16 protein-coding genes and 5 pseudogenes are annotated in these 24,462 nt (G+C 72.3%); 10 read left to right on the plus strand and 11 right to left on the minus strand.

Annotated elements, in window-relative coordinates; genetic code table 11:
* Positions 1-181 precede the first annotated feature (181 nt).
* From IEZ19_RS03605 to IEZ19_RS03625, 5 genes are read right to left on the minus strand one after another with little or no spacing between them, the layout of a single operon-like run.
* Positions 182-787, minus strand: a complete 606-nt coding sequence (locus IEZ19_RS03605) for a GTP-binding protein (RefSeq protein WP_189309513.1) — start codon at positions 785-787, stop codon at positions 182-184.
* Complete coding sequence (locus IEZ19_RS03610; protein ID WP_189309514.1) at positions 768-4,385, minus strand: hydantoinase B/oxoprolinase family protein; 3,618 nt, start codon at positions 4,383-4,385, stop codon at positions 768-770. Before IEZ19_RS03610 ends, IEZ19_RS03605 begins: the two co-directional genes overlap by 20 nt.
* Positions 4,386-4,409: 24 nt before the next feature.
* Positions 4,410-4,805, minus strand: coding sequence for a DUF742 domain-containing protein (locus IEZ19_RS03615; RefSeq protein ID WP_189309515.1), 396 nt, complete (start codon positions 4,803-4,805; stop codon positions 4,410-4,412).
* A gap of 9 nt (positions 4,806-4,814) precedes the next feature.
* A complete protein-coding gene (locus IEZ19_RS03620; protein ID WP_189309516.1) occupies positions 4,815-5,243 on the minus strand; it encodes a roadblock/LC7 domain-containing protein in 429 nt (142 codons plus the stop codon).
* A complete protein-coding gene (locus IEZ19_RS03625) occupies positions 5,240-8,017 on the minus strand; it encodes a sensor histidine kinase (protein WP_189309517.1) in 2,778 nt (925 codons plus the stop codon). The genes IEZ19_RS03620 and IEZ19_RS03625 overlap by 4 nt, the downstream gene beginning before the upstream one ends.
* A 463-nt stretch (positions 8,018-8,480) precedes the next feature.
* Here IEZ19_RS03625 and IEZ19_RS52990 point away from each other — a divergent pair, with 463 nt between their 5' ends.
* Positions 8,481-8,978, plus strand: a complete 498-nt coding sequence (locus IEZ19_RS52990) for a hypothetical protein (protein WP_373296903.1) — start codon at positions 8,481-8,483, stop codon at positions 8,976-8,978.
* A 13-nt stretch (positions 8,979-8,991) separates the two neighbouring features.
* Here the strand turns inward: IEZ19_RS52990 and IEZ19_RS03635 are convergent.
* Positions 8,992-9,321, minus strand: a pseudogene (locus IEZ19_RS03635) (NAD(P)/FAD-dependent oxidoreductase); the annotation flags it as partial.
* Between the two features lie 157 nt (positions 9,322-9,478).
* A pseudogene (locus IEZ19_RS03640) lies at positions 9,479-9,803 on the minus strand (bifunctional 3-phenylpropionate/cinnamic acid dioxygenase ferredoxin subunit).
* A 308-nt stretch (positions 9,804-10,111) separates the two neighbouring features.
* Between IEZ19_RS03640 and IEZ19_RS03645 the strand changes: the two are divergent.
* The 4 genes and pseudogenes from IEZ19_RS03645 to IEZ19_RS03660 form a co-directional block, all read left to right on the plus strand.
* Positions 10,112-10,960: an IclR family transcriptional regulator gene (locus tag IEZ19_RS03645; RefSeq protein ID WP_373296904.1), complete on the plus strand. Its 849-nt coding sequence runs from the start codon at positions 10,112-10,114 to the stop codon at positions 10,958-10,960.
* Between the two features lie 243 nt (positions 10,961-11,203).
* A pseudogene (locus IEZ19_RS03650) lies at positions 11,204-11,404 on the plus strand (alcohol dehydrogenase catalytic domain-containing protein); the annotation flags it as partial.
* Positions 11,405-11,406: 2 nt separating this feature from the next.
* Positions 11,407-11,583: pseudogene (locus IEZ19_RS03655) on the plus strand (aldehyde dehydrogenase family protein); the annotation flags it as partial.
* Positions 11,565-11,858, plus strand: a pseudogene (locus IEZ19_RS03660) (GMC oxidoreductase); the annotation flags it as partial. The pseudogenes IEZ19_RS03655 and IEZ19_RS03660, both read left to right, overlap by 19 nt.
* 47 nt (positions 11,859-11,905) lie before the next feature.
* Here IEZ19_RS03660 and IEZ19_RS03665 read toward each other — a convergent pair.
* The 4 genes from IEZ19_RS03665 to IEZ19_RS03680 form a co-directional block, all read right to left on the minus strand.
* Positions 11,906-16,540: a hypothetical protein gene (locus tag IEZ19_RS03665; protein ID WP_189309519.1), complete on the minus strand. Its 4,635-nt coding sequence runs from the start codon at positions 16,538-16,540 to the stop codon at positions 11,906-11,908.
* A gap of 53 nt (positions 16,541-16,593) precedes the next feature.
* Positions 16,594-17,472, minus strand: coding sequence for a hypothetical protein (locus IEZ19_RS03670; RefSeq protein WP_189309520.1), 879 nt, complete (start codon positions 17,470-17,472; stop codon positions 16,594-16,596).
* A gap of 31 nt (positions 17,473-17,503) precedes the next feature.
* A complete protein-coding gene (locus tag IEZ19_RS03675) occupies positions 17,504-19,030 on the minus strand; it encodes a hypothetical protein (protein ID WP_189309521.1) in 1,527 nt (508 codons plus the stop codon).
* Positions 19,031-19,144: 114 nt separating this feature from the next.
* Entirely contained in the window at positions 19,145-19,852 is a 708-nt protein-coding gene (locus tag IEZ19_RS03680; protein ID WP_189309522.1) for a GntR family transcriptional regulator, read from the minus strand.
* 143 nt (positions 19,853-19,995) lie between these two features.
* Between IEZ19_RS03680 and IEZ19_RS03685 the strand changes: the two genes are divergently transcribed.
* The 5 genes from IEZ19_RS03685 to IEZ19_RS03705 are packed head-to-tail and all read left to right on the plus strand — an operon-like array spanning position 19,996 to position 24,462.
* Entirely contained in the window at positions 19,996-21,315 is a 1,320-nt protein-coding gene (locus IEZ19_RS03685) for an MFS transporter (protein WP_189309523.1), read from the plus strand.
* Positions 21,312-22,178 (plus strand): putative hydro-lyase, encoded by an 867-nt coding sequence (locus IEZ19_RS03690; protein WP_189309524.1) that lies wholly within the window; start codon positions 21,312-21,314, stop codon positions 22,176-22,178. The genes IEZ19_RS03685 and IEZ19_RS03690 overlap by 4 nt, the downstream gene beginning before the upstream one ends.
* Before the next feature lie 45 nt (positions 22,179-22,223).
* Complete coding sequence (locus IEZ19_RS03695) at positions 22,224-22,982, plus strand: LamB/YcsF family protein (RefSeq protein ID WP_189309525.1); 759 nt, start codon at positions 22,224-22,226, stop codon at positions 22,980-22,982.
* Positions 22,979-23,596, plus strand: a complete 618-nt coding sequence (locus IEZ19_RS03700) for a 5-oxoprolinase subunit B family protein (protein WP_189309526.1) — start codon at positions 22,979-22,981, stop codon at positions 23,594-23,596. Before IEZ19_RS03695 ends, IEZ19_RS03700 begins: the two co-directional genes overlap by 4 nt.
* Positions 23,593-24,462 carry a 5-oxoprolinase subunit C family protein gene (locus tag IEZ19_RS03705; RefSeq protein ID WP_189309527.1) on the plus strand — a complete coding sequence of 290 codons (870 nt, stop codon included), beginning with the start codon at positions 23,593-23,595 and terminating at the stop codon, positions 24,460-24,462. Before IEZ19_RS03700 ends, IEZ19_RS03705 begins: the two co-directional genes overlap by 4 nt.

The raw sequence follows: 24,462 nt of genomic DNA on the forward strand, positions 1-24,462 counted from the left end.
ACAGAAGATCACAATCTAACTGACGATGATCAATCGGGGTACCTAACAAAGCCCTACTAGAAGCCCGGAAGGCGTCCGCCACGCACGCGTGCGGCCTACGAGGGCCTGCGCGTGCGTGGCGCGTCTCGGCAGGGAACACGGCTCGTACCCGGTCGGCGGGGGTACGAGCCGTGCCCGCGCCTCAGGTCGTGACGGTCTGCCGCCGGTCGGTCGCGTAGGCCATCGCGTGCTGGACGACACCGATGAGCACCTCCTTGACCGAGGCGCGGTCACGGGCGTCGCAGAGCACGAGCGGCACGTCCGCATCGAGGTCGAGGGCCCTGCGCACGTCATCCTCCGGATAACGGGCCGCGCCCTCGAAGCAGTTGACACCGACGAGGAAGGGTATGGAGCGCCGCTCGAAGTAGTCGACGGCGGCGAAGCAGTCCTCCAGGCGGCGGGTGTCGGCCAGCACGACGGCGCCGAGCGCGCCCTCGGACAGCTCGTCCCACATGAACCAGAACCGCTCCTGCCCGGGCGTGCCGAAGAGGTACAGCACCAGGTCCTCGCGCAGGGTGATGCGACCGAAGTCCATGGCCACGGTCGTGGTGTGCTTGCCCTCGACACCGCTCGTGTCGTCGACCGGACGCCCGGCCTCCGTGAGCAGTTCCTCGGTGCGCAGCGGCCGGATCTCGCTGACCGCACCGACGAGGGTGGTCTTGCCCACCCCGAAGCCGCCGGCCACGAGGATCTTCAGCGTGACAGGCTCGACCGGGGGCTTGCCGCGCTCAGAACGCCCGAAGGTCATCGGTCTCTTCTCCTGCTTGACGGTGGTCGGAGGACGGCGGCCCGTAACCGCCGCCGCCCGGGGTTTCGATGACGAGTACGTCTCCGGGGCCGACGTCCGCCGAGTCGCTTCCGCCGAGTTCGGTCACGGTGCCGTCGGCCCGTTCGACACGGTTGGCACCGAGTGCGCCGGGTTCGCCGCCCGCCATGCCGTAGGGCGGGACACGGCGGTGCTGGGAGAGCGTGGAGACGGTCATGGGCTCGTGGAAGCGGATGCGGCGCAGCGCGCCGTCGCCGCCGCGCCACCGACCGGCGCCACCGCTGCCCTGCCGGACGGCGAACTCGTCGAGTTGCACGGGCAGTCGCCACTCCAGCACTTCCGGGTCGGTCAGACGCGAGTTCGTCATATGGGTCTGCACGACGCTCGCACCGGGGAAGCCGTCCCCGGCGCCGGATCCGGAGGCGACGGTCTCGTAGTACTGGTGGCGTTCGTTGCCGAAGGTCACATTGTTCATGGTCCCGGAGCCCTCGGCCTGGACGCCGAGGGCGGCGTAGAGGGCTCCGGTGATGGCCTGGGAGGTCTCGACGTTGCCCGCGACGACGGCGGCCGGCGACTCGGGCGCCAGCATCGAGCCGGGCGGCACGACGATGTCCAACGGGCGCAGACAGCCGTCGTTCAGCGGGATGTCGTCGGCGACCAGGGTGCGGAACACGTACAGCACGGCGGCATTGACGACCGAGAACGGCGCGTTGAAGTTCGTGGACAGCTGGGCCGAGGTGCCGGTGAAGTCGATGGTCGCGCGCCGCTCGGCGCGGTCCACGCGCACGCGTACGCGGATGACGGCGCCCGAGTCGGTCTCGTAGGCGTACTCGCCGTCGTCGAGCGCCTCGATGACACGGCGGACCGCCTCCTCGGCGTTGTCCTGGACGTGCCGCATGTAGGCCTGGACGACGTCGAGTCCGAAGTCCCCGATCATGCGGCCGACTTCGTCGACGCCCTTCTGGTTGGCGGCGATCTGGGCACGCAGGTCGGCGAGGTTGGTCTTCGGATTGCGCGAGGGGTACGGCGCCTCGGTGAGCAGGCGGAGCGTCTCCGCCTCGCGGAAGCGGCCGTTCTCCGCCAGCAGCCAGTTGTCGAAGAGGATGCCCTCCTCCTCGATGGTGCGGCTGCTCGCCGGCATGGAGCCGGGTGCGATGCCGCCGATCTCGGCGTGGTGACCTCGGGAGGCGACGTAGAAGAGGATCCGGTCACCCTCGGTGTCGAAGACGGGGGTGATGACGGTGACGTCGGGCAGGTGGGTGCCGCCGTGGTAGGGGTCGTTGACGGCGTACGTGTCCCCCGGCCGCATGGAGCCTGCGCGGCGCCCGATGACCTCCTTGACGCTGGTACCCATGGAACCCAGGTGCACGGGGATGTGCGGGGCGTTGGCCACCAGGTTTCCGTCCGGGTCGAACAGGGCGCAGGAGAAGTCGAGGCGTTCCTTGATGTTGACGGACTGGGCCGTGGACTCGAGCCGTGCGCCCATCTGTTCGGCGATGGACATGAACAGGTTGTTGAAGACCTCGAGCAGAACGGGATCGGATTCCGTGTCGAGATCGGAACTCTGCGTAATCGCCGCGCGTTCCATGACCAGATGCCCGTCGTCGGTCGTCGCGGCCCGCCAGCCCTCGTCGACGACGGTCGTGGCACTGGCCTCGGTGATGATCGCGGGGCCCGTGACGGTTTCGCCGGGAGGCAGGGCCTCGCGGCGGTGGAGGGGTACGTCGCGCCAGACGCCGCCGGTGTGGAGGCGAACGGTCTCGGGGGCGGCGGCGCGGCCCTCGTAGGTGGCGAGGGCGGAGAGATCGGGGGGTTGGGTGATGCCGGTGGCTTCGACGGAGAGGGCTTCGACGACGACCGGGCGGTCGAGGGTGAAGGAGTACGTGGCGCGATGACGTTCTTCGAAGGCGTGCCTCATCGTGTCGGGCTCGGCCAGCTCGACGGTGAGGGTGGTGTCGGTGCCGTCGTAGCGGAGCTGGGCGCGGCGGGTGACCTCGATACGGTCCTCCGGGACGTCCTCGGCGAGGAGTTCGGCGCGAGCGGCGCCCTCCAGGTCGTCGGCGGTCTTGCGGACGGCTGGCATCGAGGCGGCCTCCAGAGGGGCCTCGACGGACTGTTCGCGCATCGCCGTGGTGTGGGCGAGGCCGATACCGAGGGCGGACAGGACACCGGCCATCGGCGGCACCAGGACGGTACGGATGCCGAGCGAGTCGGCGACCATGCACGCGTGCTGCCCGCCCGCGCCACCGAAGGTGGTCAGGGCGTAGCGGGTGACGTCGTGGCCCTTCTGGACGGAGATCCGCTTCACGGCGTTGGCGATGTTGGCGACGGCGATCTGCAGGTAGCCCTCGGCGACCTGTTCGGGGGTGCGGTCGTCACCGGTCCGCTCGCGGATCTCGTGGGCGAGGGCGGTGAAGCGGTCTCGCACGAGCGCGTCGTCCAGGGGCTGGTCTCCGTCGGGTCCGAACACCCTGGGGAAGTGGGCGGGCTGAATGCGGCCGAGCATGACGTTGGCGTCGGTGACGGCGAGAGGGCCGCCGCCGCGGTAGCAGGCCGGACCGGGGTCCGCGCCCGCGGAGTCGGGACCCACCCGGTAGCGGGAGCCGTCGAAGTGCAGCACGGAGCCGCCGCCCGCGGCGACGGTATGGATGTCCAGCATGGGGGCGCGCAGCCGGACGCCGGCGATCTGGGTGGTGAAGACGCGTTCGTACTCGCCCGCGAAGTGCGAGACGTCGGTGGAGGTGCCGCCCATGTCGAACCCGATGACCCGGTCGAAGCCGGCGAGCTGCGACATCCGGGCCATGCCGACGATGCCGCCGGCCGGTCCCGACAGGATGGCGTCCTTGCCCCGGAACTGCCCTGCCTCGGCGAGCCCGCCGTTGGACTGCATGAACATCAGCCGCACGCCCTGGAGCTCGTCGGCGACGTGCTGGACGTAGCGGCGCAGCACGGGCGACAAGTAGGCGTCGACCACGGCGGTGTCCCCGCGCGGGACGAGTTTCATCAGCGGGCTGACCTCGCTGGACAGCGAGATCTGCGGGAAGCCGGTGCGGGCGGCCAGGTCACCGATCGCCTGCTCGTGGGCAGGGTACAGATGGCTGTGCATGCAGACGACGGCGACGGCGCGGATCCCTTCGTCGTACGCCTCCTGGAGCGCGCCCCGGAGAGCGTCCAGGTCGGGTGCGCGCCCCACGGTGCCGTCGGCCGCGATCCGCTCGTCTATCTCGACGACGCGCTCGTACAGCAGCTGCGGCAGTTCGATGCGGCGGGCGAAGATGCGGGGGCGGTTCTGGTAGGCGATGCGCAGGGCGTCGCGGAAACCGCGGGTGATGACGAGGAGGGTGCGCTCGCCCTTGCGTTCCAGGAGCGCGTTGGTGGCGACCGTCGTGCCCATGCGGACGGCCTCGACGGGCTCCTGGGAGCCGTCCAGGAGTTCGCGGACACCGGCGACCGCCGCGTCGGCGTACCGGGCGGGATTGTCGGACAGCAGCTTGTGCGTGAGCAGGCGGCCGTCCGGGCGCCTCGCGACGATGTCGGTGAAGGTACCGCCCCGGTCGACCCAGAACTGCCAGCCTGTCACGTCACTACTCCGATTCCGCGCCGCTCACAGCGCCCGGAGGCCGTTGATCACGTCGCGCAGAATACTCTCGTCGGGGAGTTCCGCCGGGGGTACGGGACGCGTCACATGGACGAGTTCCTGGTTCACCAGGTCCCCCACGAGGACCCGCACCACTCCGACGGGCAGATCGAGTTCCGCGGCCAGCTCGGCCACCGACTGCGGGACGTCACGGCAGAGTTCGACGATGTCGACGTGTTCCGGCGACAGTGTCTGGTCCGCCTCCGGGTCGTCCACGTGGGGTTCCGTGACGACCACCGCGATCAGGTCGAGACGGTGCTGGGCCGCACTGGAGGTGCGGCCGCGCGTCATGGCGTACGGACGGACGACCGGCCCGGCCTCGTCGTCGAACCAGCGGCTGCTTCCCTGCCCCTCTCCGCTCATGCCATCCCACTACCCACCCGCGGGCAGATTGGTGCGCGGAGCGGCGCCCAGATGTACTCCGACCCGCTTCACGAGGAGCGTCATCTCGTACGCGACCTGGCCGACGTCGGAGTCCGCGTCGGAGAGCACGGCCAGGCAGCTGCCGTCGCCCGCAGCCGTCACGAACAGGAAGGCCTCGTCGAGCTCGACGACCGTCTGCCGCACGCTGCCCGCCTCGAAGTGTCGGCCGACGCCCTTGGCAAGGCTGTGGAAGCCGGAGGCGACGGCGGCAAGGTGCTCGCTGTCCTCTCTGGTCAGGTCCTTGGACACGCCCGTGGGCAGGCCGTCGCCGGACAGCACGAGGGCCTTGCGGATGCTGGCGACCCGGTCCACGAGATCGTCGAGGAGCCAGTTCAGCTCGCCGTTGCTGGTGTGGCCGGTCGCCTTCGGTGCGGTCATCGACCGTCTCCCTTAGTCGTTCCTTGTGCTGTGCCGTTGTGGGCGTCGTCGCCCGCGGCGTTCTCCTCACGGCCGCGCTGCCAGCCACGCTGGAGCGAGGCCATGCGACTGCGTACCTGGTCGGCGTCGCGCTCGACGGGCTCCGCGTCACGCGCGCGGCGCGGCTCGGGGTCCTTGCGCAGCTGCGGCGCCAGGCTGGCCTGCCGTACGCGCCTGGGCAGTGCCTGGGGGGCGCTGCCGGCAGTCGGTGTGTCGCTGCCCGGGCCGTCGGACGAGATCCCGGACTGCCGGGCGCGGCCGGGCAGCACGGAGGGCTCGGCCGGCTCGGACGGAGTCCCGGTGCGCTCGTCGAGGTGGTTGCCGAGTCCGGTGCCGGGGCGCGGAGAGATCTCGCCGCGGCGACGGGTCGGCAACGGCGCGAGGGTGTCCTGCTCGGAGCGGCGCGGGTCCACCGGAGGTTCCGCGTCCGCCTCGGCCCGCCGGGAGCGCTGTTCGGGGACGGGCCGACCGTGCGAACTGACCAGCTTGGGTGTATGGCGGCGAGGCAGCGGCACCGGTGCGCCCTCGCGGTCTTCGGCACCCGCACCGTCCGCCGGTTCGGAGCCCTGCTGATGAACCTCACCGAACCGGGACGGTGCCTCGTCATCGGCGCGGTAGCGGCGTGGGCGGAACAGTCCGCCGCGTTCGCTGTCCTCGTCGGAGAGCGCGCCCGGGAAGTCGTCCAGGGCATCCAGCTCGATCGGCCCGTCCAGCAGGGAGGCTGGCAGGCCCGGCAGCGGCACGGGCACCTGTGCGAGGGCGTTGGTGCCGCTCTCCGCCAGTTCGCCCTCCTTCGAGGGCCGTTCGCGGTCCAGGCGGAAGCCGACGCCATTGGTGTCGGGGACGTCGTCGCTGAGCAGCACGTCGGGTATGAAGACGACCGCGGTGGTGCCGCCGTACGGGGACGGCTGCAGCGAGACGCGGACGTTCTGCCGCTGGGCGAGGCGGCTGACCACGAACAGGCCGAGCCGGTCGGTGTCGGAGAGTTCGAACTCCGGAGTCTCGGCGAGCCGCAGGTTGGCGTCCAGCAGAGCTTCGGCCGCCATGCCGAGGCCGCGGTCATGGATCTCCAGGGTGAAGCCGTTGGCGACGCGTTCGCCCAGGACCTGTACGGCGGTGTGCGGCGGCGAGAACACCGTTGCGTTCTCGAGGAGTTCGGCCACCAGGTGGGTGACGTCCGCGACCGCCGGGCCGGTGACGGCGACCCGCGGCAGTCGGCGGACCTCGATGCGTTCGTAGTCCTCGACCTCGGCGACGGCCGCGCGCACGACGTCCATCAGCTGGACGGGCTTGCGCCACTGCCGGGAAGGGGCGGCACCGGAGAGGATCACGAGGCCCTCGGCGTGTCGGCGCATACGGGTGGTGAGGTGGTCGAGGCGGAAGAGGTCGGCGAGTTCGTCGGTGTCCTCGGTCCTGCGCTCCATGGTGTCGAGCAGGGTGAGCTGCTTGTGCAGCAGCACCTGGCTGCGCCGGGCGAGGTTCACGAAGACGTCGGCGACCCCGGCGCGGAGTTCGGCCTGCTTGACCGCGGCCTCCACGGCCGCGCGCTGCAGGGTGTTGAGGGCCTGGCCGACCTCGCCCATCTCGTTCTTGTCGTACTCCAGGCGCGGGACCTCGGTCTCGACGTCGACATGTTCACCGGCGGACAGCCGGCGGATCACGCTGGGCAGCCGGACGCCGGAGGCCTCGTGCGCCTCGAGGCGCAGTTGCCGCAGGTCGCGGATGAGGCCACGGCCGACGCGTACGGACAGGACGACGGAGAGGAGGACGGCGACCAGTCCAAGGACGCCGGCGACGGCCGCCTGGACGATCACGCTCACGGCCGTCGGCCGGACGCGGTCCTGATAGCGGTCGCCGACCTGGTCGTCAAGGGCGCGAAGTTCGTCGAGCGCATTGCCCGCGGCTGTGTCCCAGCTCTTCGCGTCGACACCGTGCGGCGTGCCGGATCCGGTGCCGATGACGGCCTGTTCGGCGACGCGCAGGGGGGCGGTGGACGCGTTCTTCCAGAAGCGCTCGTACCGTTCGCGTTCCGACGCGGGCAGCAGCGGCAGGTTGATGTCGTACAGGAGGGAGCGCTGGGCGACGAGGTCGGAGATGTCGCGCGTCTCGTCGCCGGAGAGCTCTCCGACCACCAGGGCGGAGCCGAGCAACGCGTCCTCGCGGGAGAGGAGTTCGCGGGCCCGGGTGACGTTGACGAGGGCACGGGCCTCCTGGTCCATGTCCACGTCGTCGATGCCGTCGAGGCTCGCGAGCAGCGCGAAGCACGGGTCGACCACGCGGTTGTAGAGGTCCAGTGCCTGGGCGCGGCTGACCGTGCCCTCCTCGACACTGCGGCGCAGCGAGTCGATGCCGCCGAAGGCGTCCAGGACCGCGGTGAGACGTTCGCCGTCGTCCGTGTCCATGTCGCCGCGGACGTCGGGGTCCTTGGCGTTCTTCCGGAACTCGACGATGGCTTCGTCGGTGACGGTCCGGGTGCGGCGCAGTGCGGCCAGTGCGTCGGAGGCGCGCGGGTCGGCGAGGTAGACGAGGGACTGGCGGCGTTCCTGCTGCAGGACACGGACCGTGTCCTGGGTGGGGTAGCCGATGTCCTCCACGATGTGCGACACGTGGAAGAGCCGGGTGACCTCCCGCCCTGTGATGACCGTCGCGAAGCCCCAGATGGCGGTCAGGGACACCAGCGGCACGAGAAGCAGCGTCACGATCTTCCTGCGGACGGACTTCCCGCGAAAGCGCATGGCCTCCCCCAGCTCGACCCCCTCCGGACGGGGGTACACATGTGCGTCAACAAACGGCGCGAGCCTACTACCGTCACACAGTCAACTCGAAGACCCGTCCGGAGGCTGAACTTCCGCAACGGCGGCAAGACATGCCGAGTTGTCCGGGCATTGGAGGAGATTGCCACCCCGATTCCGTCGCCCGCGGCCGGGGTGGGCGGGATTGACCGGGAGCACCGGTTGGCCGGAATTTTTCGCCGGCTGGGAATCTTCGTGACGCTTCGTTCGTCCTTCACTACGGGAACGGGGGCGGAATCGGCCACAGGAGCCATATCCCGCACCTCGGCGGCGTAAAACAGCGCAAGCCGGGCAGCCACTGGGGAGACGGTGTCGTCGGACACCGGGCGAGCGGTCTGCTGGCGGTGGGGAGTGACACATTGATGGGCACGGCGGAGCGGAGCGGCGCGACACAGCGGGGGACGGCGTGACGGGGAGCCATACGGTGTGGCGGGGCCCAGGGGCACCGGATCACGACATTCCGGCGCAACGACGCGATGCGGAAGCCGTCACCGGATCCTCTGGGCGGCCGTCCTCTCGACCGTTGTGGGTGGAGGAGCCCGCGCGGCGGCGCAGGATGCCCGATCCGGTGCGTACGGCGGCCGTGCGGGCGGTCCTCATCATCTCCGTGACTCTGATTCAGGCCATGGTCGCCTTCCTGTGCACGCTGACGGGGTCATGGCTGGCGTTCCCGATGGTGCTCAGCAGTGTGGCCGGCACAGTGGTGGCCACATGGGGTGTGCTCGACGTCTGGGTGACCCGCCAGGTGTGGAACCAGCGCAACGGTGTCGTGTCGGTGCCCAGCAGTACGGCGCGGGCGCTGCGCCGTGAGCGGCGCGCCGCCCGGCGGCAGGCCCGGACAGCCGAGCGCGAGCGGGAGCGGATACGGCGGCGGGGCGGCACCGGGCAGCTGTCGCACCCCTGAGAGGGCAGGCCGGTCAGAGCGCGGCCGGCTCCACCGGGCTCTCCCGGCGGGCGAGTTCGCGTCGGGCCCGCACGAACGGGCGGCGGCGGTCGACGGAGAGCACCGCGACCGTACGGCCGTCGCGTTCGTACCGGCCGAGGAAGCCGGTCTCGCCCTGAGCCCGCTCGCCCAGCGCTCCCTCGGCGAGTTCGTCCCCGGTGAGTTCACTCTCGGCGACGCGAACGGCGTCGCCGTCCCGGCGCCGACCGGCGAACCGGATGCGGGCGCCGTACTGGTCGGACCAGAAGTACGGCACCGATCGCGCGGTCTCGAGGGTGCGTCCGGCGAGCAGCTCACGGGCCGCGTGCAGCCCGGAGAGGAAGGCGCCGACGACGGTCACGGTCCTCATGCGGTACGGCTCGTCTCGGGCGGCGCGGGACGACGACGCGTACCCGGAACGGCGCCCGGTGTCATGAGAGGGGCTGTCGCGGAAATGGCCGTATGTCGCACCGGCATCGTGCTTATGCAGCCGTTCCCTCCTCGGCGACGAGGTGGACGTGGATCACGCCGTCGTCGACGGTGACGCGGTGGGTGCGGACGGAGCGGCGCGCCGGGAGACAGGTCGGTTCCCCCCGTGCGCAGATCGAATGAAGCGACGTGCAGCGGGCATTCGACCAGACAGCCCTCCAGCCAGCCCTCGGCGAGGGAGGCGTCCTGGTGGGTGCAGGTGTCGTCGATGGCGCACAAGTCGCCCTCGTCGGTGTGGAACACGGCGACCGGCGGAGTGCTGTCGACGCGGACGGACTCGCCCTTGGGAAGGTCTTCGAGGCGGCAGACGGGAATCACGGGCCCCCTCTCGGTCCGGGACACTCGGTCCTGGACCTGCTTGGTGCATGCAGTCGGGAAGTCCGGGCCGTGCCCGGCCCGGGCGGTGCGGTGGTGAAGGAGTGAGGCGGACCGCCATCGGTCCAGGTCGTCCGGTCCCGTCACGGGACTCGTCCCCTTCCGGGATCCGGACGCTTCGGTAACATGATGTTTCGTATGACGCACGAGCGAGCGCTATACGCAACAGAATCGCGCGGGACGACTGTCGCATCAAGGGCTTCCCGCAGATGCGGCCCAAACAGGGGCCGACAGGTGGTGAGAGTTGAGCCATGACCCGCACGCAGAAGAAGGCTGACCGGAGCGAGGAGCACGCCGGAACCCCGGACAACCCGGGAACCACGGAGAGGCCGAACGGCCGGGGAGCGGCCAGCGCCGTGCAGTCGGTGGACCGCGCCGTGAGCGTGCTGGAGATCCTGGCGCGGCACGGCGAGGCGGGGGTCACCGAGATCGCCGAGAAGCTGGACGTGCACAAGTCCACGGCGTTCCGGCTGCTCGGTGTCCTGGAGAACCGCGGCCTGGTGGCCCAGGCGAAGGACCGCGGCAAGTACTACCTGGGGGCCGGCGTACTGCGCCTCGCGGGGGCGGCGGCAGTGCGGCTGGACATCTCGCAGGAGGGGGTCCCGGTCTGCCGGGAACTCGCCGACGAGCTGGGCGAGACCGTGAACATCGCCGTGCTCGACGACGACGCGGCGGTCAACATCATGCAGGCCCGCGGCACCGCTTCGGTGACCGCGCAGAACTGGCTGGGCAGGCGCACCCCGCTGCACGCCACCTCCAGCGGCAAGGTACTGTTCGCGCACATGCCGCCGACCCTGCGCGAGGGCCTCCTCGCACGCCCGCTGTCGCGGTTCACGGAGCGGACGATCAACGGCGCGAGCATGCTGCGCGCCGAGCTGGAGGCCGTGGTCGAGCAGGGCTACGGGATCACCGTCGAGGAGCTGGAGCTGGGCCTCTCGGCCGTGGCCGCGCCGATCCGGGCGCACGACGGCAAGGTGATCGCGGCGATCAGCGTCTCGGGGCCGGTGTACCGGCTGAACGCGGACCGGCTGCCGGAGCTGGCGAAGCGGACGGTGGCGGCGGGGGCCGAGCTGTCGCGCCGTATGGGCTACGGCTTCTGAGCGACGGCCGGGCGGACGCCCGGGCGAACGGGGGCACGGACGAAGGCGCCCTGCGACACGGCAACAGCGGTGCGGGACCAGGAAGTTGCTGGCCCGCACCGCCGTGTGTCCGACAGGTTCCGTCCCACAGGTTCCTTTTGCCAAGGGTGAACGCGCACCTCTTGACGGCTCCGTGACGCCGTTCTCAATATGTTCCCCATCGCGCAACCCATCGTGCAATGCGCAACAGCAGAGGAGCTTGTCGTGCCACACGAGGTCCGTGCCGTAGTCGCCACGCAGAAGGGCGCGCCCGTCGAGGTGCAGACGATCGTCGTCCCGGATCCCTGGCCCGGAGAGGTCCTCCTCCCCGTGCAGGCCTGCGGGGTCTGCCACACGGATCTGCACTACCGCGAGGGCGCGGTCGCGGACGACTTCCCGTTCCTGCTGGGCCATGAGGCCGCCGGCAGGGCGGGCTGCGGACCGGGCGCCGGCTGGTGGCGGCCGCGGCCGGAACGGTCAAGAAGGTCGCGCTCGAACTCGGCGGCAAGAACCCCGACATCGTGTTCGCGGACGCCGACTTCGACACGGCCGTCGACATGGCGCTGACCGCCGTGTTCCTGCACTCCGGGCAGGTGTGCGCGGCACGGTGCGGCTCAGGACACGCGACTACCGGGACAAGCCGAAGGTGGGCCCCCGGTACTTCACGCACGAGCACGACGTGCGGGTGATGACGTACGGGCTGAAGCCGGCCCGCCGCATCGCCGCCCAGCCCGCGTTGAGCGGCTGGACGGGCGCGGAGCCGGCGCCGGGGCCGGACGTGCGGTCCGACGACGAACTGCTCGACCACATCCACAAGACGCACAACACGGTCTACCACCCGTCCTGCACGGTGAAGACGGGATCGGACGACGACCCATCGGAGGACAGTTGATCACCAGTTGATCGATGGGTTGGTCAACCTCTTGATCAACTGGTGGACGGCTCGGGCTTCTTGAACATCCGTGTCGCCGTGATCTCGCTGTGCACCGCTTCTCCGGCCCGGGGCTGCTGGGGCAACCCGGGCCGGAGGTGTTCCTCCACGCTGATGTACTTCAGGCCCGCCCTGAGGTCGGCGTCGTTGCGCAGCCGGATGACCAGGGGGAACTCGGCCAGTGCAGTCGTGTCGAACAGGCCGGTCGTGTAGAGGAGCTGCACGCCCAGCGCGTCCGAGACGGCCCGCTGGAGTTCCAGCAGGTACGTGGCGTTGGCGCGGCCGATGGGGTTGTCGAGGAACAGCGTGCCCGCGTGCCGGTGCTTGTCGCGGCCCCGGTCGTTCGACCGCAGGGCGGCCATCGTGCAGTACAGGGCGATCGCGGCGGTGAGCAGCTGGCCGCCGGAGAACACGTCGCCCATCTGCCCGACGGGCACGCGCTCGGCGCGCAGTACGGCGTCCGGCTTGAGGATCTCCACGGCGACGCCCTTCGGCTGGAGCGCCGCCCCAACTCCGCGCAGCAGCAGGGACATGCCGTCGCGCCGCAGGTCGGAGTTCTTCTTCACAGCGGCGCGGGTCGCCTCGTCGATGACCTCGCCGAGCCGTTCGGTGAGCGCGGCCTGGTCGGGCTCGTCGAAGCGGATGCGCAGGAACTCCTGCCCGGACCACTCCCCGAGCCCCTCGGGCAGCCGGGACAGCCGCTGCGCGGAGCGCAGGGTGGCCAGGGCCGACTCGACGAGCCCGCGCAACCGGTCCACGATCGAGTCCCGGTTGCGCTCCAGCTGCGCCAACTCGTCCGTCAGCACCCGTAGTCGGGGCGCGAAGGCGTCCGCCCACTTCTGGGCGTGCTCGGGCAGCGCGGAAGCGGGCAGTTCGCGGATCTGCTGCCGGGCCGGGGTACGGACCTGCTCGTAGCGCGTCGAGTTGGCGTGCCGGACCAGGACGTCGCCCGCCTCACGTACGGCCGCTTCGGCGGCGGACAGGTCGGCGGCGCAGCCGCGCAGCGAGCGGCGGGCCTCGGCGGCGGAGTGCCGGGCCTCCTCCAGGCTGCCGGCGTACGGCTCCGGCTCCTCCTGGTCGTCGTCCGGGGTGTGGTCTCTCAGCAGGTCGCGGAGCATGGCGGCGATCTCGTCGAAGCCGCCGGCGGCGTCCTCGGCCGCGCGGTGGGTCTCCAGCAGTTCGGCGTGCGCCGCTCGGGTCCGGGTCAAGGCCTCGGTGCGGGAGGCGAGTTCGGCGGTGGCCGTGCGCAGCAGCGCCTGGGCGTGCTCGGCGTCACGCGGGAGCAGCTCCTCGGGCAGCTCGGTGTGCGCCTCCCCGTCCTCGGGCGCGTGCCGCTCGGCCTCGCCGCGCAGCCGCCCGAGCTGCTCGCTCGCGGTGGACATGCGGGTTTCCAGGAGCTGGACCAGCTCCTCCGCGCGTGCGGCGGCGGCCTGCCGGGAGGGGCCGTCCGAGCCCTCGGGCGACTGCAGGAGCTGCTCCGCGCGCGTGCGGACCTTGTTGCTGAGCCGGTCGAGTTCGGCGCGGGCCGCGCTCTCGTCGCTCTCCGCGCGGGCCTGCTCGGCTCGCAGATCGGCGCCGACACCGACCTTCTCGTACACCTGGGAGGCGGCCCGGTAGGCCTCGCGGAGGGCGGGCAGCGCCGCCTTGGGCGCGTCTGTGCCGTCGTCCGGTACGTCATCGGGGGCGCCCGCGATCTCGGAGCGCTCGGCGCGCAGGGTGCGGGCGGTGCGGCGGGCGTCGTCGGCGGCGCGCTGGGCGGCACGGCGGTCCTCGTCGGCGGCGCGGGCACGCTCCAGGCAGGTCTGGGCGCGGGCTTCCGACTCGGTTGCCTCGTCGGCGAGTTCGCGCAGCTTGGCCTGCCAGCCGGAGCGCTCGCGCAGCCGGAAGGCGAGCCCGGCGAGGGCGTCGGCGGCGCGCCGGGCCTTCTGCGCGGTCTCCTGCCGCTCGTCGCGCATGCGTGTGGCCTCGGCGGCGACCTCGTCGGCCTCGGCCCGCGCGGTCCGTGTCTCCGCCAGTTCGGCCTCGGACTCCTCGGCGAAGGCGCGCGCCTCCCCGGCGGCCCGGGCGAGTTCCGTGAGCCGTCCCGCCGGGCAGCCCGTGCGCCAGGAGGCGAGCCGGGCCGCCAGCTCCCGGTCCTTGCCGAGCCGGGCGGCGAGCCGCCGGATCTCCTCGTCCCGCTCGGTCGCCCGCGCCCGCAGCGCCTGCCGTTCCTCGTCGGCGGCGTGTTCATCGTGCATGGCCGGGTTCGGCGGTACGAGGAAGACGTCCCCGGCGGCCGGGGTGGGGGCGAGCAGGGCGGCCGCGGTGCCGACGGCGACGGCCGAGCGCGGCAGCAGCGCCGCGTCCCCGAGCGCCTCGCGGGCACGCGCGTGCGTGTCCGGATCGGTGATGATCACGCCGTCGACCAGTTCCGGGCGGGCGGCCAGCACGCGCGCGTGGTCGGCGGGATCGACGGCCTGCGCGAGGTAGCGCCAGCCGGGCAGCGCCGGGATGCCGTGCTCACCGAGGAACTCGACGGTGGCCAGCACGTCGGGGCCGGGCGGCAACAGTCCGCCGTCACCGAGCGCCCCGAGGATGCGAGCGTCGTCGGCCGCGACGGTCCGCAACTCGAAGAGCTGGCGCTCGGCGGAGGAGAGGGACTCGTCGAGGAGTTCGCGCAGTTCGTCGGCGAAGCGGTCGAGGTCCTCGGGGGTCATGGGCCCTTCGGCGACGGGCCGGGCCGCGACGGTGCCGTCCTCGGCTCCCGTACGCGGACCGGGCACCCCCGCCGGCGCCGCGCCCGACGCACCGGGCAGGCCGAGCAGCTCGCCCAGTCGCTCCTCCCCGGCCAGCGTCTCGGCGAGGCGGCGCTCGGCGTCGTGGGTCCGCTCGGCCGCCGTCGCCGCGTCCGCCGCGCGGGCCGCCGTCAGCTCCGCGCGGGACTCGGCCGAGACCGCCTCGCGCGCGTGTTCCGTGGCCCTGCGGGCGGTCTCGCGGGCCGTGTCCCAGGCGGCAACCGCAGTCTTCTCGGCGTCGCTGGCCGCAAGGGCGGCCCGCGCGGGATCGGCGTCGGGGGCGCTGTCGTCGAGCCAACCGGCGCGCACGGCTTCGGCGGTCTCCTGCTCGACCTCGCCGAGGCGCTGGCGCAGATGGCCGATCTCGCTTCGGGCGCGCTGTGCCTCGGTGGCCGCGGCGGTCGAGTCCCGGTACGCCGACTCGCTCAGCTCCTGCAACGCGGCCGAGCGCTCCTCCCCCTCGTTGGCGAGGGCCTCGGCGCTCTCGGCGGCCGCATGCAGGGCCCGTACGAGATCGACGGCGGCCTCGGCCCGGGCGGCGAGGGCGGGGGCGGCGTCCCGCTCGGCCTCCTGGATCGCGGCGGCCACACGTGTGACGCGGTCGGCGGCGGCGCGGTGGCGCAGCACGGCCTCGGCAGCCTGCCAGGCGGAGTGCAGGGTCCGGGCGTCGGCCAGCTCGCGCTTCTGCGCGGCCGCCGCCTTCTCGCCGGCGGCGAGCGCCAACGAGGCGTGCCGGTAGGCGAGTTCGGCGGCGATCAGCGCACTGCGCTCGCGGGCGCCCTCGGAGTGCGTGACGGCGTACGCGGCGGCCGTGACGCGCTGGGCGAGGTCGGCGGCGCGCACCCGCTCCCGCACTCCCCGCGCGGACAGCCGCCGCGCCAGGGTGCGGGTACGGCGCTCGGCACCGGCGTGGATGTCACGCGCGCGTGAGCGTGCCTCGGCGGCCTCGACGATCCGCCCGAGCAGATCGACCGACCCGGCGGTGAAGTCCCGCTCGGCGATCAGCTCGGCGCGCCGGCCCAGCTTGTTGCCGAAGCCGCCGACCAGGTCGGCGAGGCCGTCCGTGTCCCGGGTGTCGGTGACCGCGCGCAGCAGCAGGTCGGTGAAGTCGGAGTCCTTCTTGACCGCGAAGAGTCCGGCCGCCTCGCCCTCGTCGGCGTTCATCTCCCGCTGGTAGCGGAAGAGTTCGGGGTCGAGGCCGAGGTCGCCGAGGTGCTCGGTCCAGCGGTCGTGGATCTCCTCCCAGTACACCTCGAGATGCGGGTAGGCCTTGCCGGCCTCGGTGAAGGCGTCCCGGAAGCCCTTCATGGTGCGCCGCCGCCCCTGGGCGCCCGACTGGCCCTCCGCGGGCGGACGCACGGAGGTGGACTCGGCGACGGGGAGGTTGTCGAGGCTGAGGCCGGGGCCGGGCCGGAAGGAGTACCAGGCCTCGGCGAACTTCCGCGGGTCGTTGGAGACTTGCCGGCCGCGCCACTCGCTGACCTTGCCGACCACGACGCACTCGCCGGTCAGCGTGTGCTGCCATTCCAGGGCCACGTGTCCGCAGTCGTCGGCGAGCAGGAACTTGCGCAGCACGCCCGAGCTGGCGCCGCCGAGGGTGTTGCGGTGGCCCGGGAGCATCACGGAGAAGATCAGCTTGAGCAGCACGGACTTGCCGCCGCCGTTCTCCAGGAAGAGCACGCCGGCGGGCGCGGGCCGGCGCGGCGGGCCGGCGGGCTCCTCCTCGAAGAACTCCGCCTGCGTGGGGGCGGGGTCGGGCACCGGCTCGCCCACGCCCCGCAGGTCAAGCACGGTGTCGGCGTAGCGCGCACCGGCGGGACCGATGGAGTAGAGACGGACCCGGGACAGCTCGTACATGGCGGACTCTCGTCGTAAGTCTGTGTCAGAAGTCTGTGTCGGATGAGGGGGGTTCAGGAGTGGAACGGCAGCGCGGCGTCGGCCACCAGGTCCAGGTCCTCGGTGTCCTCGGCGGGCACCAGGCCGGCGGTGCCGTCGGTGACCGGGACCACGCCCAGCTCGAGCAGTTCGGCCATGGCGGCGCCACCGGCCATGTCGCGCACCTGGAGCTGGTAGCGGGACGTCGTGCGGTACGTGCCGCCGTTGTCGTCGCCCGTTCTGTGCAGGAACCCGGAGTCGGTGAGGAACGCGACCGCCTTGCCGACGATGCCGGTCGTCGAACCTGCGAGTCTGCGCGCGTCCTTGGTGGCGCCGGTCGCGCTGCGCCGCGCCCAGATCCGCCAGGCGGCCTCCAGGCCGGGGGCGTCGGTGGCCGGGTCGGTGTTCTCGCCCTGCTGCTCGGCCCGGTCCTCGAGGCGGCGGCAGGCCTGCCGTACGAAGGCGTCGACGCCGTTGACGGTGACCCGCCCGATGTAGCCGTCGTCGGCCAGGTCCTCGGGGCGCGGGAAGGCCAGTGTGGCGACGGCGAGATGGGCGAGGCCGTGCAGGAAGCGGTCGCCTCCGTCGGCTGACGTACGACGCGCGTAGTCGCCCATGCGCACGGCGAACACCGAGTCCTCGGCGGCGGTGACGGCCATCCCCGCGCGCGGGGACACCTCGAGGACGACGAGCCCGAGCCCGGTCGCCACGGCGTCCGCGAGGCGCGCGAACGCGGGGTCCTCGCGGTAGCGGCGCAGCAGTTCCGTGTACTCCTGGTCGCGCGCGGGCTGGAGCTTGGGCTGCAGCCCGAAGGCGACGAGCCGCGCGGCGTCGGCGGCGTCGGCGGGGGTGACGGCGGCGGGCGCCGACGATGCCGGGGCCTCCGGCTCGCTCCACTCGACGTGCTCGGTCACTGCTCGGGCTCCTTGTCACGCTCTGGCCTGCTCATGCTGCTTCCGTCCTGTCCGCCGCCATGCCCACCGCGTCCAGCAGCGCCGTCCCCACGACGAGGTCGGCCCCGCCGAACTCGGGGTCGTCCAGCTCGGTCCCGTCGTCCACCGCGAACAGCAGCTTCTGCTCGCCCTGGCGATAGGCCGTGCCGACCGGCGGGCTGGCCGCGTGCACCGCCAGCAGGGCCACCAGGTACGGCAGATCGGGGTCCCGGCGCCGCGCCTCGGCCAGCAGTCCGGACAGCCGGCGCGGCGCGTCGGCGGGCAGGTCGAACAGCTCCGTCGCGGCGGCCAGCTGCTCGTCGCTGAACCGGCTGTCGTCCGGGGTGGCGATCAGGTCCGGCTCGGGCATCTCGGCGCCCAGATGCTCCCGTTCCATCGGCGGGGTGAGCAGTATGTCGACGAGGTCACCGACCCGGACGGAGACGGGTGTGCGCAGCCCGGTGCCGCGTGCGAAGAAGGAGTCCGTGACGCGGACGGCCCGCTCCAGGGGCAGCGGAAGGACGGGCGCCAGCAGATGGCCGTACAGGTCGATGCCCGATGTGGCCAGGGGCGTGGCGAAGGCCTGCCGGTCCTGCTCGGCGCGGAACAGCGGCCCGGCTTCCAGCAGCCGGGACTGGAGCTGGGTGTGGCGCCGGATGCAGTCCTTCACGATGTCGACGAGTTCGGCGGCGCGCCGCTTGTGCTCGGGGTCCTCGGACTCGTCGCGGGCCCTGCGGATGTTGGTGAGGATCGCGTTCTCGTGGCGGTACCGGTCGGCGACGTGGTCGAGGGCCTCGGCGATCATGTCGGGCACGGTGTTGAGCCAGTCGACGGCCCGGACGTTGCGCCGGGTCGCCTCCAGGGCCCGGCGCAGGGTCTCCGAGTACTGCACCGTGCGGTACCGGGCCTGTTCCGCGGCGAGCTGGGCATCGGCGAGACGGCCGCGGTTGATCAGCACCTCGAGCTTGACCTCGGCGGCGATCTGGGCGCTGGTGACGTCGGTGTCGAGTGCGCCGACCAGGACGTTGACGGCCTCGTCGGTGGTACGGAGGTAGACCGTGCCGCCGGGTCCGGGGACCTCCTCGATCAGCTTGAAGTCGTAGTCACGGCGGACATAGGTGCCGTCCGGAGCGAACGTGCCGTACACGGCGCGGAAGCCGCGGTCGACACTGCCGACGTTGATCAGGTTCTCCAGGACCCAGCGGGCCACGCGCTCGTGCTCGGCGACGGGGCGCCGCGGGGCCTGGGCGGCGATGCGCGGGATGAGCCTGGCCACTATCTGGTCGTGGTCGGCGCCCGTGTCGAAGTCCATGTTGAGCGTGACGAGGTCGATGGCGGCCAGGGCCACCTCCGCCATGCCGTACACCGAGTACTCGCCCGCGAGGTTCGCCTTGCGCGCGTCGAGGTCGTGCAGCGGCGCCGTGCAGGCGAGCGCGCGCAGCCGCCGCGCCAGCCCCTCGTCGGCGGCCGGGCCCGGCGCCGGGCGCGGCCCCGCGCTGAGCTGGGGCGGAACGCTGTCCGTCGATGCAGGCGAAGTCACGGTGCACAGACTAGGTCCTCGGTATGACAACGACCGAAACGACGTAGAAGCGACAGAGGTCACAGCGGATCGAGATCACCGTCCGTCGTGGGCGGTGGGCGGGGCGCGCCGGTCTCAGCCGGCGCCCTGTCCCTCCTCCCCGACCCGTCGCCGGTAGACCTCGACGACCCGCTCCAGCGAATCCGCGAGGTAGTTCTCGAGGAGTTTCTCCGCGCCGGCCCGGTCGCCGGCCTGGAGCGCCTGGAGGATCTGGCGGTTGCGGGCGAGGTACGGCTCGTGGAGGCGGCGCGGGTCGTCGACGACGTGGAAGGCGAGGCGCAGTTCGGCGAAGACGCTGCGCATCAGCTCGTCGGTGCGCTCGCTGCCGGCGAGGGCGACCAGTTCCCGGTGGAAGTGGATATTGGCCGTACCCAGTGCTTTCCAGTCATTCTCGCCGGCGGCCACCTGCCCCTCGGTGACGGCGGACGCCAACTCGTCCAGGGCGTAGGGCGGTTCGCCGAGGCCCCGTACGACGGCGCACTCGACCAGGGACCGGGTGCGGTAGATGTCCTCGACGTCCTCCACGGTCAGGACGCGGACGAAGACCCCGCGGTTGAGCTCGTGGACCAGCAGGCGTTCGTGCGTGAGCAGCCGGAACGCCTCGCGGAGGGTGTTGCGGGAGACGCCGAGCGCCCCGCCGATGCTGTCCTCGGACAGCCGGGTGCCTGGCGGGAAATAGCCCTCGGCGATACGGCTCCTGAGGATGTCGGAGACCCGTTCCGCGGTGCTGGTGCGCCCGAGGAGGGCACGGTCGTCGGCCAGTCCCGTCAGCTGCTCTGCCATGCCCGGAATTCAACCGCAGACACAAGGACGAAACAACATGGGTATTGAAGGATCGTTGAACGATCCTCTACGGTGCTCCGCACGGCACGACTCACGGCACGGCTCAGTCCCCGCACCCTCCGTCCCTCATCTGCGAGGTGCCCATGAGCTCGACCCCTCCACCGCAGGCCCTGTCCGCCGACACGTCGTCCGGCGTGGGTGAACGCACCGCCCAGGACGGCGCGTTGGGCTGGCTGCACGCCCTCGGCCCGCGCGGCCGCCGCGCGTTCGCCGGTGCATTCGGCGGATACGCCCTGGATTCCTACGACTACTTCACCCTGCCGCTGAGCATGGTCGCGCTCGCGGCGCACTTCGGGCTGGACAGCGGCCAGACCGGCCTGTTCACCACCGTCACGCTGGTGGTCTCCGCGATCGGCGGCGCCGTGGCCGGCGTCGTCGCCGACCGGGTCGGCCGGGTCCGGGCCCTGATGATCACGGTGATCACGTACGCCGTCTTCACCGTGGCCTGCGGCTTCGCGCCCGACTACGAGACCCTGCTGGTGTTCCGCGCCCTCCAGGGCCTCGGCTTCGGCGGCGAGTGGGCCGTCGGCGCGATCCTGGTCGCCGAGTACGCGAGCGCCAAGCACCGGGGTCGCACGCTCGGCGCGGTCCAGAGCTCCTGGGCCATGGGCTGGGCGCTGGCCGCGATCGTCTACACGCTGGTCTTCTCGGTCGCGGACGACGACCTTGCCTGGCGCGTGATGTTCTGGACCGGCGCACTGCCCGCGCTCCTCGTGGTGTGGCTGCGCCGCCGCGTCCACGACGCCCCTCAGGCGACCGAGGTACGTGAACAGAACGCGCAGCGCGGCTCGTTCACGGCGATCTTCCGGCCGGGCACGGCGGGCGCCCGGGGCCTGCTGTGGACGACGGTGTTCGCCGGCCTGCTGTCCACCGGTGTCCAGGGCGGCTACTACACGCTGGCGACCTGGGTGCCGACGTACCTCAAGAGCGAGCGCGGCCTGTCGGTCGTCGGCACCGGCGGCTATCTGACCTTCCTGATCTCCGGCGCCTTCCTCGGCTACCTCACCGGCGGCTATCTCACCGACCGGCTGGGCCGGCGCCGCAACATCTGGCTCTTCGCCCTGCTGTCCGCGGTCTGCATCCTGGCCTACGCCAACATCCCGAACGGCGCCAACACCCTTCTCCTGGTGCTCGGTTTCCCGCTCGGCTTCTGCATGTCGGCCATCTTCAGCGGCTTCGGCTCCTATTTGAGCGAGCTGTACCCGACCGAGGTGCGCGGCACGGGCCAGGGCTTCACCTACAACACCGGGCGCGCGGTCGGCGCGGTCTTCCCGACCCTGGTCGGCTTCCTCGCCGACAGCTGGGGCGTGGGCGGCGCGCTGGTCTTCGGCGCCATCGGGTACGGCATCGCGGCGCTGGCGCTCCTCGGGCTGCCCGAGACGCGCGGGAAGGAGCTGGAGTGACCGGCGTACCCCGTACGCAAGACCGTCCGCTGACCCTTGTCGACGAGCACGCGCACGCGTGGAGCCCGAAAACCGCCAGGGCACGCTTCCGGGCGGGCCTGGCGGGTCCCACGGCCGGCGTCGCGGCGGGCCACACACAAGCCAACCTGATCGCGGTGCCCGCCGACTGGGCGTACGACATGCTGCTGTTCTGCCAGCGCAACCCGAAGCCCTGTCCGGTGCTCGACGTCACGGACGCCGGCTCCTGGACGACGGTCCTGGCGGACGGCGCCGACCTGCGCACCGACCTGCCGCGCTACCGGGTGTGGCGGGACGGCGAGCTGACCGACGAGCCGACGGACGTGCGCGCCCACTGGCGGGAGGACCTGGTCTCCTTCCTGATCGGCTGCAGCTTCACCTTCGAGTGGGCGCTGGCCGCTGCGGGCGTGCCGATCCGGCACGTGGAGCAGGGCCGCAACGTGCCGATGTACGTGACGAGCCGGCAGTGCCGTCCCGCGGGACGGGTGCGCGGGCCGCTGGTGGTGTCGATGCGTCCGGTGCCGCCGGAGCGCCTCTCGGCGGCGATCCGGGAGAGCAGCCTGCTCCCGGCCGTGCACGGCAGCCCCGTGCACTGCGGCGATCCCTCGGGGCTGGGCATCGGCGACCTCGGCCGTCCCGACTTCGGCGATCCCGTGGACGCGGCGCCCGACGACATCCCGGTGTTCTGGGCCTGCGGGGTGACCCCGCAGGCCGCGGTGATGGCCTCGCGCCCGCCGTTCGCCATCACGCACGCGCCGGGCCAGATGTTCCTCACCGACGCCCGCGAGGAGCAGTACCGCGTGGCTGACCCGAGGGCCAGGACGCAAAGAGACAAAACCGCATAGCGGTACAGCGGCAAGTACACGGGGACAGGGAGACACGGAAGAGCCATGGGCACCATCGATCTCAACGCCGACCTCGGCGAGGGCTTCGGCCGCTGGCGGCTGACCGACGACGAACGGCTGCTGTCCGTCGTCACCAGCGCCAACGTGGCCTGCGGCTTCCACGCCGGGGACGCGGCCACCATGCGGCGGGTGTGCGAACTGGCGGCGGAGCGCGGCGTGACGATCGGGGCACAGGTCTCCTACCGGGACCTGGCCGGGTTCGGGCGGCGCGCGATGGACGTGCCGCCCGCCGAGCTGGCGGCCGAAGTGGCGTACCAGATCGGCGCCCTGGAAGTCTTCGCGCGCGCGGCGGGAACACGCGTCGGCTACGTGAAGCCGCACGGCGCGCTCTACAACCGGGTCGTGCACGACGAGGTGCAGGCCGCGGCGGTGATCGACGGTGTGCTGCTCGCGGACCCCTCGCTCCGGGTCCTCGGACTGCCCGGCTCGCGTCTGCTCGAACTGGCGGACAAGGCCGGGCTGTCGGCCGTCACGGAGGCGTTCGCGGACCGGGCGTACACCGAGGAGGGCACGCTCGTGCCGCGTGGCGAGGACGGCGCGGTCGTCACCGATCCCGACACGGTGGTCCGACGCTCGGTGGAACTGGCGCGCTCGGGCGCGGTCGTCGCGCGCTCCGGCGCGCGGATCTCGGTGCGCGCCCGCTCGTTGTGTCTGCACGGCGACACTCCGGGCGCCGTCGAGTTGGCGCGCCGGGTGCACGAGCGCTTGGTGGCGTCCGGCGTGCGGGTGGAGTCCTTCGCATGAAGGCGCTGCCGGTCGGCGACAGCGCGCTGCTCGTCGAGGTCGCCTCGGTCGACGAGGCCCAGGCCCTGCACGCCGAGTTGCTGCGCCGGCGCGCGGAGGGCTCACTGCCCGTCCGGGAGATCGTCCCCGCGGCGCGCACGGTACTCCTCGACGGCCTGGCCGATCCGGTCGGTTGGGCTTCCGAACTGACCACCGCCCGGATCCCTCCCACGCCCTCGTCCACGCAAGTCGTCGTCGAACTCCCAGTCCGTTACGACGGCCCGGACCTCGCCGACGTCGCCGCGCTCTGGGGCGTGTCCGAGCCGGAGGCGGCCCGCATCCACGCGGCCACCGAATTCACGGTCGCCTTCTGCGGGTTCGCGCCCGGCTTCGGCTATCTGACCGGCCTCCCCACCCGCTACGACGTCCCACGCAGGGCGACCCCGCGCACGGCCGTACCCGCCGGAGCCGTGGCGCTGGCCGGGCCGTACACGGGCGTGTACCCGCGCTCGTCACCGGGCGGCTGGCAGCTGATCGGCACGACGGACGCGGTCCTGTGGGACCACGCGCGCGTGCCCGCGGCCCTCCTGTCACCGGGCGCCCGGATCCGATTCGTACCGGTGGGTGCGGCGTGAGCGACCGCGCGCTCGTCGTCGTGCGCGCCGGGGCGCTCACCACGGTGCAGGACCGGGGGCGACCCGGTCACGCCCACCTAGGCGTGCCGCGTTCCGGGGCGCTGGACGCGCCCGCGGCGGCGCTCGTCAACCGCCTGGTGGGCAACGCTCCCGACGCCGCAGTGCTGGAGACCACGCTCAACGGCTGTGCCATACGCCCGCGTTCCACGGTCATCGCGGCTGTCGGGGGCGCTCCGTCGCCGGTCGGGGTGGGCGGGCGGCCGGTCGCCTGGGGTGCTCCGGTGGTGGTGCCGGCCGGGGAACTGCTCGAGGTGGGGGCGGCCGTGGCCGGAGTGCGGGGGTATGTGGCCGTCTCCGGCGGCATCGCCGTCGAACCGGTCCTCGGCAGCCGTTCCACGGACCTGTTGTCCGGCCTGGGCCCCGCGCCGCTCACGGACGGGACGGTGCTGCCTCTGGGTAAGGCCGCCGGCCCGCACGCGCGCGTGGACGTCGCCCCGCAGCCGCGTCCGCCGGCCGAACTCGTGCTGCGTGTGACGTTCGGCCCGCGCGAGGACTGGTTCACGCCCGCGGCCGTACAGGACTTCACGTCCCGCAGGTATCGCGTGTCGTCCGCGAGCAACCGCATCGGTCTGCGCACCGAGGGGCCCGCCCTGGAGCGGGCCCTTTCCGGCGAACTGCCCAGTGAGGGCATGGTGCTGGGCGCCGTCCAGGTCCCGCCGGACGGACGCCCCGTGGTGTTCCTGGCCGACCACCCGACCACCGGGGGCTACCCGGTGATCGCGGTGGTCCGCGCCACCGACCTCCCGGCCGCCGCGCAGGCGGCGCCGGGAACTCCGGTGCGGTTCCTGGCCGTACGCCGTCGCTGA

Origin of the sequence: Streptomyces brasiliensis (assembly GCF_014647875.1) — a bacterium.
In the GTDB taxonomy this organism is placed as follows: Bacteria; Actinomycetota; Actinomycetes; order Streptomycetales; family Streptomycetaceae; genus Streptomyces; species Streptomyces brasiliensis.